The organism is uncultured Campylobacter sp., from assembly GCF_938030785.1.
Lineage (GTDB): Bacteria > Campylobacterota > Campylobacteria > Campylobacterales > Campylobacteraceae > Campylobacter_B.
Genome location: NZ_CALHIK010000083.1, coordinates 1 through 12,037, shown reverse-complemented (window position 1 = coordinate 12,037; position 12,037 = coordinate 1). Strand labels below are relative to the sequence as shown.

The 12,037-nt window shown below is 48.8% G+C and carries 11 protein-coding genes; 9 read left to right on the top strand and 2 right to left on the bottom strand.

What is annotated here, in order from left to right; genetic code table 11:
* Window positions 1-834: 834 nt before the first annotated feature.
* Together cysS and murJ are read right to left on the bottom strand one after the other, a co-directional pair.
* Window positions 835-2,409: a cysteine--tRNA ligase gene (gene cysS, locus Q0438_RS04525; RefSeq protein ID WP_299187861.1), complete on the bottom strand. Its 1,575-nt coding sequence runs from the start codon at window positions 2,407-2,409 to the stop codon at window positions 835-837.
* Window positions 2,396-3,793 (bottom strand): murein biosynthesis integral membrane protein MurJ, encoded by a 1,398-nt coding sequence (murJ, locus tag Q0438_RS04520; protein WP_299187859.1) that lies wholly within the window; start codon window positions 3,791-3,793, stop codon window positions 2,396-2,398. Before murJ ends, cysS begins: the two co-directional genes overlap by 14 nt.
* 80 nt (window positions 3,794-3,873) lie before the next feature.
* Here murJ and Q0438_RS04515 point away from each other — a divergent pair, with 80 nt between their 5' ends.
* From Q0438_RS04515 to Q0438_RS04475, 9 genes are all read left to right on the top strand, one after another.
* On the top strand, window positions 3,874-4,977 hold the full coding sequence (locus tag Q0438_RS04515) for an ABC transporter permease (protein ID WP_299187856.1): 1,104 nt from the start codon (window positions 3,874-3,876) through the stop codon (window positions 4,975-4,977).
* Window positions 4,974-5,744, top strand: coding sequence for an ABC transporter ATP-binding protein (locus Q0438_RS04510; protein WP_299187852.1), 771 nt, complete (start codon window positions 4,974-4,976; stop codon window positions 5,742-5,744). The genes Q0438_RS04515 and Q0438_RS04510 overlap by 4 nt, the downstream gene beginning before the upstream one ends.
* A 110-nt stretch (window positions 5,745-5,854) precedes the next feature.
* A complete protein-coding gene (locus Q0438_RS04505; RefSeq protein WP_299187849.1) occupies window positions 5,855-6,718 on the top strand; it encodes a CbrC family protein in 864 nt (287 codons plus the stop codon).
* 221 nt (window positions 6,719-6,939) lie between these two features.
* Window positions 6,940-7,863, top strand: a complete 924-nt coding sequence (locus tag Q0438_RS04500) for an MlaD family protein (RefSeq protein ID WP_299187846.1) — start codon at window positions 6,940-6,942, stop codon at window positions 7,861-7,863.
* A complete protein-coding gene (locus Q0438_RS04495; RefSeq protein ID WP_299187843.1) occupies window positions 7,860-8,411 on the top strand; it encodes an ABC-type transport auxiliary lipoprotein family protein in 552 nt (183 codons plus the stop codon). The genes Q0438_RS04500 and Q0438_RS04495 overlap by 4 nt, the downstream gene beginning before the upstream one ends.
* Window positions 8,408-8,962: a Holliday junction branch migration protein RuvA gene (ruvA, locus tag Q0438_RS04490; RefSeq protein WP_299187840.1), complete on the top strand. Its 555-nt coding sequence runs from the start codon at window positions 8,408-8,410 to the stop codon at window positions 8,960-8,962. The genes Q0438_RS04495 and ruvA overlap by 4 nt, the downstream gene beginning before the upstream one ends.
* A 9-nt stretch (window positions 8,963-8,971) precedes the next feature.
* Complete coding sequence (locus tag Q0438_RS04485) at window positions 8,972-10,051, top strand: D-alanine--D-alanine ligase (RefSeq protein ID WP_299187838.1); 1,080 nt, start codon at window positions 8,972-8,974, stop codon at window positions 10,049-10,051.
* A gap of 59 nt (window positions 10,052-10,110) precedes the next feature.
* Window positions 10,111-10,329 carry a type II toxin-antitoxin system Phd/YefM family antitoxin gene (locus Q0438_RS04480; protein ID WP_177389042.1) on the top strand — a complete coding sequence of 73 codons (219 nt, stop codon included), beginning with the start codon at window positions 10,111-10,113 and terminating at the stop codon, window positions 10,327-10,329.
* Window positions 10,319-11,050: an alpha/beta fold hydrolase gene (locus tag Q0438_RS04475; RefSeq protein ID WP_299187835.1), complete on the top strand. Its 732-nt coding sequence runs from the start codon at window positions 10,319-10,321 to the stop codon at window positions 11,048-11,050. Before Q0438_RS04480 ends, Q0438_RS04475 begins: the two co-directional genes overlap by 11 nt.
* Window positions 11,051-12,037: the final 987 nt, after the last annotated feature.

The window sequence follows — 12,037 nt, the reverse complement described above, 5'->3', positions numbered from 1 at the left end:
AAGTTTTAAAGCCGTTCAAATGCTATCCTTTTTTATAAAATTTTTAAAATTTAAATCTCAAAATTCCTAAAATTTTAGAATTTACAATTCCAAAATTCTTGAAATTTTAGAATTCCAACCCCGAAATTTCTAAAACTTTAGAACCCCAACCCTTAAATTCCTTAAATTTTAGAATTTCGGCCGCGAGACAGCACAAATTTGCGCTACGGCGTGGGACTAATTTGCGCTTCGCAAGCTCGCTAAATCAACTCGCTCGCATGCGGTGACCGTGCGGACGATACCGAGATTTAGCTTTTTTTGTTTGCCGCGTTCGAAGCATTAAATGCTTTGAAAGTAGCGAGTTTTTTTATTCATCGCGATTTCTAAACACTTTCGCACGTCATAAGCGTTAAATGCTTTGAAAACGCTACAAAGTGCCGTTATACATCACGTGTATCGCGACTTCACATCGCCGCGCCGCATTGCACTTTCATACTGCCGCGCCTTCAAAAAAATCGCGCTAAATTTATACGCAGCACTGTGACACTACCTCGCCGCGGCACTATTCCGCTACACCGCAACTCGGCATAAGCTAAAAATCACGCTTTCATCATCGCGTCGACAGCGCCTACGAATGAAAATTGCGATCCGCCTTGTGTCTTCGCCGCCACATCGCCGTATCATTGTATCGCCGAATAAAAATTGCGCCGAAATATGCACGACCGCCGCAGTGCTACCATCGCACCGCCGAATGAAATCGCACTGAAATTTATGCGCGAATTAGCGTTCGGATTTGTACTCCGTATGACAAAAATCATAAAATTTAACGTAAAATTTTGCGCTAAATTTTACGTTTTACTCCGCCGCGACCTCCCAAACGGTGCCGCTAGGCGTATCCATCACTTCGATCTTCATATCCGTAAGGCGCGCCCTGATGGCATCCGCGCCCGCAAAATTCTTTTCCGCTTTCGCCTGTGCGCGCTGTTTTATCAGCTCCTCGATCTGCGCCCTCTGCTGCTCGCTCACGCCGAAGCGAAAGTATTCGGTCTCATCCTCATATAAAATTCCGAGCGTCTGCTTCGCAAACTCCAAATTTGCGGCGATCTGAACCTTTAGCGCCTTGTCTTTTGGCGCGCGATCTAGCGCTTCGTTCGCGCCTGCTACGAAGCTATCGAGCACCGCAAGCGCGCCTGAGGTGTTAAGATCGTCGCTCAAAAATTCCATCATCTCCGATCTAAATTTAGCCTCCACGGCAGGCAGCTCAGACGCGGAATTTTTAGGTTTGGAATTCGGCGCCGCGTTTGAGCTTAAATTTTGAGATTCGTTTGAAGCTAAATTTTGCCCCGCATCTCCGCAAACCCGCGCAGAGCTCGCGGATGAAATTTGCGCGGTATGTTCAGATATGCATGCTGCGGAATTTTGCCCCGCAGCGGGAGCTAAAACGTCACGGACGCGCTTTTTAAGGCGGTAAATTTTATCGAGCCTCTTTTTGCTCGCAAGCAGATCGGCCACCGAATAATTAAAATTTGCCCTATAATGCGAGCTTAAAAGATAAAACCTCAGTGCCTCGCCAGGTGCGATTTTTAGGGCGTCTCCTACAAAAAATGAGTTGCCGAGACTCTTGCTCATCTTCTCGTTATTTACTTGCACGAAGCCGTTGTGAAGCCAGTATTTGCTTAGCGCTCTATGGCGAGCGCAGCGGCACTGCGCGGCTTCGTTTTCGTGATGCGGGAAGAGCAGATCGGCGCCGCCTGCGTGAATGTCGATGCAAAATTGCGGATCACCGCTATCAAGGTGCGCTAAAATCATCGCGACGCACTCGCTGTGCCAGCCCGGGCGCCCTTTGCCAAACGGGCTATCAAACCAATTCTCGTCAAATTTCCACAGCACGAAGTCCTTCTCGTCGTGCTTGGCATCGTTTGAGGCAACGCGGGCAATGTTTTTGCCGGCGCCCTCTTTTTTGCCGCTAAGGCTTAGATAATCCCCGTCCTTGCGCGTGTCGAAGTAGATACCGTCACCCGCGATCTCGTAGGCAAAGCCTTTTTGAAGAAGTGAAGATATGAGCTCGCAGATCGCGGCGATATTTTCGGTCGCCTTGGGCGAAATGCTCGCATCCGCGACGTTTAGCGCGCTCATATCCTGCAAATATCTGCGGGTATAAAGCTCCGTGATCTCCCCCAGACTCTTGCCGGTTTCCGCCATCTTTTTTAAAATTTTATCGTCGATGTCGGTGAAATTTCGCGCAAATTTTACCTCATAGCCCTCGGCCTGCAGTACGCGGCGCAGCAGATCGAAGCTCACGGCGCTCTTTGCGTGCCCCAAATGCGCATCGTCATAAACGGTCGGGCCGCAGGCGTAAATGCGCGCCAACCCCTCGCTAATGGGCTTAAATGGGAGCTTCTTTTTGCTCAAACTATCATAAATTACCATAATACAAGCCTTTTAAAATGTATAAAATCGCCGCCTCGCCCGCACAAAGCGCCGCGATCGCAATAATTTTTTTTGCGCGGATTATAGCCAAAAAGTTATTAAATCCAAAAAAATAGAGATTAAAGCCGAGCAGAAACGCTCCTGTTATCGTGCTTGCAAACGCAAGCCCCACCGCACCGAAGGGTTTAAAAAACAGCGCACACAAAGCGACGTTTATAAAGACGCACCAGATCGAAATTTTCGCGCTTAGCCTCTGCTTCATATTCGCATATAGCCAGTGCGAAAAAATCCTAGACAGCCCAAACGGCACGAGCCCTACCATATACGCGCCGAGAACTGCGGCGCATTCGATAGAATTTTGATGTGTAAATTCTCCGCGCTCAAATAGCAGCTGCGTGATCTCGTTTCGCAGCATCACGCCGCCTATCGCAGAGAGCCCAAGCAGCGCCAAAAGGAAGTAAAATCCGCGCTGCACGAGCGCCAGAGCCTGCGCGTCGTCGTGCGCTTTTACGAATTTGCTCATGCGCGGAAATATCGCCGTGCTAAGTGCAATCGCAAAAAGCGCGAGCGGCAGCTGAAATATGCGGTTGGCGTAGTAAAGATAGCTGATACTGCCGCTAGCGAGGAAACTCGCAAAAAAGGTATCTATAAACGAGCTTAGCTGAAGCGCCGACGCACCGAGCACGCCCGCGAAAAAATTTTTATAAAAGCCCTGCGTCTGCGGCTTATCGCCCCGCGCAAGCCGCGCAAAGCCACCCGCTAAGACGCGCAGCATGCCGGTAAATTTCAGCGCATAAACGTGCACCGCAAGCTGTAAAAGCCCGCCCGCCACGACGCCGAAGCTAAGATAGAGCACCGCCGTGGCGCCGTCCTTGCCGCGAGCTAGCAGAAGCGCCGCGATCATCGCTAAATTTAAAAGTGCGGTCGAAAACGCCGTCGTAGCGAAGTGATCGCGGTACTGAAGCAGCGAGGCAAAGAGCGTAACGACGAAGATAAACGTAAGGTAGAAAAAATTTATCCGCACGTATGGCACGGCAAGACCGATCTGCTCGGCGCTAAATCCGTATGCCAAAACTTTAGTAAAAACGGGCGCGGCGAGCAGCACGAGTGCCGTTAAAAGCGCGATAAAAATGCTAAATTTAATAAGCACCGCTGCGGCAAAAATTCCTTTTTTACGCGCGGCTGTAAAGCTCGGTAAAAACGCCTGCGTAAAGGCTCCCTCGCCGAAGAGCCTGCGGAAAAGATTAGGCAGTTTAAACGCTACGAAAAACAGATCACTGTAAATCCCCGCGCCCAAAACCGATGCGGTAAGCAGGTCGCGCACGAATCCCAAAACCCGCGAAACCAGCGTGCCTACGCTATTTGTGAAAAAGCCTCTGAGCATAAATCTCCATTAAATTTTATAAAATGCCAAGGTTGATTATATTATAATTTCCCCTATTTTTTGATTTTGGAGAGAAATTTTTGCGGAATTTAGCCTTTTCGCTCGAAAGCTCGGGCGGGAAAAATACCTTATCGCTACGTGGACAGTGGAACTACAAAAGCTCGCGCTCCCAGCTACTTGCACTAAAAAAAGCGGTAAAAAATTTAAACGAGCTGGAGCTAAGCTTAAGCGAAATTTCAAATTTAGACTACTTCATGGCGCTGATGATCAAAAACGCCCTTGCTGGCAAGCGGGTAAGCTTCACGGGTAGTAACGACAAAGCGCGAAAAATTTTTGATTTCATAAATGATGAATCGATCGATTTTGGTTGCGTACCGAAGCCTCTTGCGCCGGGCTTTTTCGCGCAGATCGGGCTTTATATCCACATAGGGCTTTTGGGGCTGCTTTCTTTAGCTTCATTTTTGGGCGAGTTTTTCGTAAAGCTCGTCGCGATTTTTGCAAAGCCTTTTAAATTTAGATTCAAAGAGACGGTAAATTTCATCAAAGATAGCGGCATAGACGCGCTTTTTATCGTATCTTTGACGGCGTTTTTGATCGGTATCGTGCTTGCTTACATCGGCTCGGATATGCTTTCTAAATTTGGCGCCAGCGTCTATATCATCGATATTATGGGCTCTTTGACGCTGCGCGAAGTGGCGCCTCTAATCGCCGCCATCGTCATCGCGGGCCGTTCGGCTTCGAGCTTTACGGCGCAGATCGGCGTGATGAAGATCACCGAGGAGATCGACGCGATGAAGACGATGGGCTTTGATCCCTTTTATTTCCTGTCGATGCCGCGCATAATCGCGATGGTTTTTGTGATGCCGCTAGTTATTTTTATCGCGGACGGCGTGAGTATCCTCGCGCAGATGATCGTGTGCGAGGCGTATTTGGAGATCCCTTTTAGCGATTATCTAAATAGATTTAAATCCGCGGTTGAGTTCAGGCACTTTTTAGTCGGTATGATAAAGGCGCCTTTTTTCGGGGCATTTATCGCCATCATCGGCTGCATGCGGGGTTTTGAGGTCAAAGGAAATACCCAAAGCATCGGCGAATACACCACGATCAGCGTCGTAAATGCGATATTTTGGGTTATTGCGATCGACGCGGTCTTTGCGGTTCTGTTTTCGGAGATCGGGCTATGAGCGAGCAAGTGCAATCTAGTGGGACCTCTAAAATTATAGTCGCACGCGATGTTACTACCGCGTACGGCTCGCGCGTTATGCACGATTGCGTGAGCTTTAGCGTCAAAAGGGGCGAAATTTACGGCTTTTTAGGCGGCAGCGGCAGCGGTAAAACGACATTAATGAAAACGCTCATATTTTTAAAACGTCCGCAAAGCGGCGAGATTAAAATTTTCGGGCGCGATATTTGGAGCGCGAGCGAGGCGGAGCAAAACGAGATCCGCCTAAAATGCGGCGTGATGTTTCAGTTCGGCGCGCTTTACAGCTCGATGAGCGTGCTTGAAAACGTAGGCGTGCTGCTGCGCGAATACTCTAAATTTAGCGAGCGCGAGATAGATGAGCTATCGATGTTTTGGATCCAAAAGGTGGGGCTTAAGAAGGAGGCCGCCGCGCTTAGCCCAAACGAGCTTAGCGGCGGTATGAAAAAGCGCGTGGCACTGGCTCGCTCGCTCGCTCTCAGCCCTGAAATTTTATTTTTGGACGAGCCAAACTCGGGGCTTGATCCGCTCAGTGCCAGAGCCCTTGATAGGCTTGTTTGCGAGCTTAGAGATAGCCTCGGCGTCACAGTCGTTATGGTGACGCACGACGTGGATAGTATCTTTGACATTTTGGATCGGTTTTTGATCGTGGATAATCAAAAAATCGCTTTTGAAGGAAGCATTGAGGAAATTTCAAACCTGGAGAATAACCCGCTTGAAGAGCTATTTAAGATGCGACAAAGGGATTGAGCTTTGAAATTTATCTAGCCGAAATATAGCTCGCGGCGGGTAAAATTTTGAATGGATGAAATTTTGACGTTTGAAATTTAGCGGGCAAATTTTAAAATTTAGGAGCTGAAATGGATAAGCTTAGGCAAAAGTATATCGCGCTTCAAAAGGCGTTTTGGGACTCGGATGGCGGCGCGGCGAGCATTTTGGCGCTGTATGAGTTCAAAGATGAGCTGGAGACTGCGACCGAAAAAGAAGCAAAGCTTGTGCTGGCGGACGTTTACGAGCTGCTGGGGCTAAAAAAGAGCGCTTGCGAGCTATTAGCCAAAATTTGCGATCCGAAGGACATAAAGCAGCTTAAAAAGCTCAGCTATCTGCGGCAATATGGCGCAGACGGCGACGCGGACGCGATAAAGCGCCCCAAAACCGCAAGCGAGGCGGCGTGCGTGAGCGAAAAATCAAAAGTCCTGCCTCATTTTCGTTATCACCCCGACCCATTTAAAACGGGCGTGTTCAAGGACGATGCGAGCGTGCTTTGCGAGTGCTGCGAGCAGGCGACGGGCGTTTATTATCGCGGTAGCATTTACTGCACGGCGGACGTGAAATACCTCTGCCCGCACTGCATCGCTAGCGGCGCGGCTGCGGCGAAATTTGACGCCGGCTTCATCCAGGACGCCGACCCTCTGCCGCCTAGCACTTCGGACGCGCAGGCTAAAACCGAGGAGCTGTTTCAAAGGACGCCCGGATATTTTAGCTGGCAGGGAGCGCATTGGCTCACGTGTTGCGACGATTACTGCGAGTTTTTAGGCGACGTGGGCACGAAGGAATTAGAGGAGATGGGTATTGCCGACGAAGTCTTTGAGGAGTACGCCCTGCGCGGCGAATTTGCGGTAGAGGACATGCGTAACTGCCTCATCGCAGAAGGCGATACGGCGGGCTATCTGTTCAGATGTCTGCACTGCGGAAAATATAAAATTTATGTCGATGCGAGCTGAAATTTTAAAGTAGCGGCGGGACAAATTTTAAGCCTTTCGAGCTGAAATTTTAAAATTTAAACGGGAGTGCTTTTAAATTTTAAAATTTTAACGAGCAAGCGGCGTTAAATTTAAACCGGAGCGGTAAAATTTTACGCTAAAATACGGCGCGACGATATTTAAAAATTTCAAAATCGGCGCTAAATTTTAAAATTTACGCTCTTCAAAATTAGGAGAAAAGATTGGAAAATAGAACTTCATACACGATCGTAGGCATATTTGCGATGCTTTGCGTGACCGCATTGTCTGCATTTATGTGGTGGATGCTCACGAAAAGCACCCCCGGCGAGAGCTACCGCTCATATTTCATCCACACCAAGGAGCTTCCAACAGGGCTTAAAGAGAACTCTGAAGTCCGCTTCATCGGCGTAAATGCGGGCTTTGTAAAGCGTATCGACTTTGCCGATATCGAAAACGCGATCATCGAGATTGAAATTTCAGTAAAAAGCAAGCTGCCGATCTCAAAAGACAGCATCGCAAAGGTCGAAACCCAGGGCATTAGCGGCATCGCGTTTATAAATATCACCAAAGGAAACGGCGAGCTGTTCGCGCCGAACGATCAAAAGCCGATCATCGCGCTTGATAAGACGCTGCTCGATAAGATCGGCTCGAAGGCTGAGATCATCACCGATAGCGTGGGGCAGATGATCTTTAAGATAAACACCATTCTTTCGCGCGAAAACACCGAGAAATTCGATCGCATCTTAAGCTCGCTGGATAAATTTAGCGCACTATTAGCGGATGAGGAGAAGTTTAAAAATTTAGATAAATTGATGGCGAACGCCGACAGATTGGTCGCAAATTTAAACGAGCGCGAGAAGGAATTCGATAAACTATTAAACGATTTTGACGCTTTAGCGATAAGTGCGAAGAAATTTAGCGATTCGCTCAACGCCTCGCAAGCGGCGATTATGAAGCGCGTAGATCGCGGCGAGTATAATTTAAAAGAAATTTTAGACCCGACTCTCGGCGAGGCAAAGACCACGCTGCGCGAGTTTAACAGAGCCTTGCGCGAGTTTCAAGACGCGCTATTTAGGCTGGAGCAAGACCCTTACGATTTCTTTTTCAAAGACACGTCGGGTAGCGATAAAAAGGACGATAGATGAGAAAATTTTTGATTTTAGCTTTTGCGGGCGCGCTTCTTAGTGGCTGTCTCGCGAAAAAGGCGACGCCGTACACCTACTACGAGCTTAAATATCAGCAGAAAAGCTGCATCCAAGCGGGCATCAAGCGCCGAAATATCTTTATCGACAATGTCGCGGCGACCGATCTTGTAGATAGGCGCGATATCTTAATAGTGGATTTTAGAAACCGAACGCGGTTCGCAAGCGACGCTAAATTTATCACGATGCCTAGCGAGATGGTTTATAAAGCGCTGATCGACGCCGCGTTTTCCACGTGCGGCTTAAATCCGATCTTCGTGCCCAAAGAAAAGGATCTGCGCTTAAAAACAAACGTCGTTGCGCTTCAAGTTAACGGCGATCAGGCGGTTATCACGATCGCATATGAAATTTTAGACGCGATCAGTTCCAAAACCTCCGGCATCATCACAAAGCAGGTCTTCGTGCCTGATCCGAGCTCGCAAAGTATCTTTAACGCTATGAATTTAGTGCTAAATCAGGCGATCGATGAAATTTTAAGGGCGATACAATGATAGCGGCGCTTGAGGGGATCATTACCAAAAAAGAGCCTACGCGCTGCGTTTTGAAGCTCGCAAGCGGCGTAAGCTACGGCGTAAATATCTCGCTAGGGTGCGCCGCGCAGCTGCAAAGCGGCGCTAAGACCGAGCTTTTGATCACTCAGATCATCAGAGAGGACGCCGATCTGCTCTACGGCTTTTTGGACGAGAGGGAGCGAACGATGTTTGAGATGCTGATCAAACTTAGCGGCATCGGCGCAAGCACGGCAATGGCGGTGTGCTCGAGCCTCAGCTCGCAAGCGTTTATCAAAGCGATCGCTAGCGGCGATGCGGCGACGCTTACTTCGGTGCCCGGCATCGGCCCCAAGACGGCTCGCAGGATGATCGCCGAGCTGGGGGATGCGAAGCTGATGGAATTTAGCCCCGATCAGACCTATAAAGCGGAGGCGATCTCGGCGCTTGAGAGCCTCGGATTTAAAAGAGATCGCATTAATAAAGCGATGGTTGATTGCACCAGCACGAGCACGGCGGAGCTCGTAAAAGAAGCGCTTAAAAAATTAGCATAAGGAGAGATGATGAAATTTGGTATAGTTTTTGGCGGACAGAGCTACGAGCATGAGGTAAGCATAATCTCGGCAATCGCCGTTAAAAACGCGCTAAAAGGACAGAGCCTGGAGTTTATCTTTTGCGATAAGGAGCGCAAATTTTACCGCATCGAGGATAAAAATATGCGCGCGGCGTATTTTAAAAACGGCGAATACGCCAAGGCGAAGGAGCTTAGCATCGGCACGGGCGGGTTTTTTGAAAGCGGAATGTTTAGCAAAAAAGCGCTGGATGCGGACGTTTATATAAATTTAATCCACGGCTGCGACGGCGAGGACGGCAAGATGGCGGCTTTATTCGAGTTTTTCGGCATCCCTTATATCGGGCCTCGCATCGAAGCTAGCGTGCTAAGCTACAATAAAGTTTTGACCAAGGATCTAGCCCGCGCCGCAGGCGTTAAGACGCTTGAATACGAAGTGCTAAAGCGCGGTCAGACGCCACGTCTCGCACTACCTCTCATCATCAAACCGGCAAGGCTCGGAAGCAGCATCGGTATCGGCATCGTAAAAAGTAAGGCAGAGCTTGATTACGCGCTAGATCGTGCCTTCGAGCTCGATGATACGGCGATTGCGGAGCCATATATCGAAAATATCCGCGAGTTTAATCTTGCGGGCTGCAGCCTCGCGCAAGAGCTAAATTTAAACGGCGCAAATTCTGGTTCAAATTTAAACGTGAGCGGCAAATTTATCTATTCAAATATCGAGGAGCCGAAAAAATCGGGCTTTTTGGATTTTGATCGCAAATATCTCGACTTCGCGCGCCCGCAAAAGATCGAACCTGCCGATATTGAGCCCGAGCTAGCAGGTAAAATGAAGGACGCCTTTACTAAAATTTACGAGCAGGGCTTTTATGGCGCGCTGATCCGCTGCGATTTTTTTGAAAAAGAGAGCGAAATTTATCTAAACGAGATAAATCCAAACCCGGGCAGCCTCGCAAACTACCTATTTGACGACTTTGCGGCGGTATTAAACGCGCTAGCCTCGTCGCTTCCCACGATGCAGCACATCCCCGTAAGCTATGAGCTGATCACCAAAATCACCGCTAATAAATAGCTAATCGTTTAAAATTTTACGCTAAATTTTGCGTAAAATTTTACCCCAAAGGTCAAGTCATGATAAATCAAGACGAAATTTACACCGCTACCGAGATCGTGCGCAACTTCAGCACCGTTTTAAACAAGATCAAAAACCAAGAGATTAAAAAAGCCTTGATCGTCAAAAATAACAAATTCGAAGCCGTAATGATCAGTATGAGCGAGTTTGAGCGGCTCGAAAAGGCAGTCGAGCTACTCAAGGCCGTTTACGCCAAAAGGAGCGGCGGTGGCGAGTAAGGAGCTCGTCTGCGGCGGCGAAAGCTACAAGATCAGCTACGAAATTTCAAACCTGCAGCGTGCCGAATATATTTTGGTGTTGCACGGCTGGGGTGCAAACAAAGCGCTTATGTCTCGGGTTTTTGCGGATAAATTCCGCCGTTACGCGTTAGTGTGCGTCGATCTGCCGGGGTTCGGCGCCAGCTCGCAGCCCGCGCGCGCCCTTGGCAGCAAGGATTACGCGGAGATTATGCGCACCTTTATCACAGCTTTTGGCAAACAGCCCGCCGCGATTATGGGGCACAGCTTCGGCGGCAAGATCGCCGCGTTGCTGGCTCCGCGCAATCTCATACTGCTAAGCAGCGCCGGTATCATCGAACCCAAGCCCTTTGCCGTGCGCGCCAAAATCGCGATTTTTAAAATTTTAAAAAGATTTGGCCTGGCGGGGCTTTGGCGTGCGTTTGCGAGCAAGGATGCCGCAGGTATGAGCAAGACGATGTATGAGACGCTAAAAAACGTCGTAAATGAGGACTTTCGCGATATTTTTTCCGCGCTAAGCCCGCAAAATGCGCTCATCTTTTGGGGCAATGACGATCGCGCCACTAGCCTAAAAAGCGGCGAGCTGATCCACTCGCTCATTAAAAACAGCAAATTTTATCCGCTGGCGGGGGATCACTTTTTCTTTTTGCAGAGCGCGGAATTTATCGGCGAGCAGATCGAAAAGGAGCTTAGCGGCAGCTAAATTCAACGATTTGGCGCCGCGCTAAATTTAAAGCGAAACGCGATTTTGTGTAAATTTTTAAATTTAGCCGCGAAATTGTGGTGCCGCGCCGCTAAAAATCGCGCTTTAGATGCAAAAAACAGATCGCGTGAAGGGCAGGAGCGAGGTGTAGTTTAAAAGCGTTTTATTGCGGCGCTTTAATGCGGCTCATTGCGCGTTTTAAAATTTTGCAATTTGTTTGCGCCAAAGATAGCAAACCGAAGCGTAAATTTAGATTATAAAGCCGCGTGCGTATGCGGCACATATTTAAAATTTAGCGGCGTAAAATACGCTCTTTGGGCGCGTAGTATAAAACGCAAAGCTCAAATTGCGGCGTGTCGCGTTAAATTTTAAAATTTTACGCCGTAGCGGATCGTTTCCGCTCTGTGTTTGCGGCAGCCGTACATGATGCGGCGAAACCGCGTGTGCACTGCAAAGCGAGCAATTAAATTTAGTCGCATAACCGCGTCGTCGCTTCGTCGCGATACGAAGCCGAAGTGCCGCGGATGGCGCGCAAATAATCGCGCGAGGTGGGGCTAGATGTCATAAGATATACAGCATGCGAAAATTTCAGCTCGCGAGAAATAGGGCGCGGTATCGAAAACGCAGACGGCGTGCGGCAGCGTAAATTTCTAGCGCGGCTCGTGCAGCCAACACGAGAGCGTGAATTCGCGAGCTAGCGAAGTTTGTAAAAATAGAATTTGCAAAGCGAGAATTCGTAAAATTTGTAAATGAAGCCGAATGCCGGTTAGTCCTTGCTCGCCGCATCTTGCCCGCACAGGCATGCGAAGCGGACGCGCAAATTTATAAAAAAGGAATTTTAAAAGATGAATATAATATTTTTGATCGCGCACGCGGCGTTCGTCCTACTGCTGGGCTTTTATCTGATCACCTGCCTGCAGTGGTTTTCGTACAAGCCCGCGCGCATCATCTTTCACTTCACCAAACCCGCGTGGCACCTCTATTTTT

Bases quoted from the DNA above. Each gene is read 5' to 3' on its own strand.
- Q0438_RS04480 (WP_177389042.1), top strand. From the start codon at position 10,111: ATGATAAATCAAGACGAAATTTACACCGCTACCGAGATCGTGCGCAAC.
- Q0438_RS04495 (WP_299187843.1), top strand. From the start codon at position 7,860: ATGAGAAAATTTTTGATTTTAGCTTTTGCGGGCGCGCTTCTTAGTGGC.
- ruvA (WP_299187840.1), top strand. From the start codon at position 8,408: ATGATAGCGGCGCTTGAGGGGATCATTACCAAAAAAGAGCCTACGCGC.
- Q0438_RS04505 (WP_299187849.1), top strand. From the start codon at position 5,855: ATGGATAAGCTTAGGCAAAAGTATATCGCGCTTCAAAAGGCGTTTTGG.
- murJ (WP_299187859.1), bottom strand. From the start codon at position 3,793: ATGCTCAGAGGCTTTTTCACAAATAGCGTAGGCACGCTGGTTTCGCGG.
- Q0438_RS04510 (WP_299187852.1), top strand. From the start codon at position 4,974: ATGAGCGAGCAAGTGCAATCTAGTGGGACCTCTAAAATTATAGTCGCA.
- cysS (WP_299187861.1), bottom strand. From the start codon at position 2,409: ATGGTAATTTATGATAGTTTGAGCAAAAAGAAGCTCCCATTTAAGCCC.
- Q0438_RS04485 (WP_299187838.1), top strand. From the start codon at position 8,972: ATGAAATTTGGTATAGTTTTTGGCGGACAGAGCTACGAGCATGAGGTA.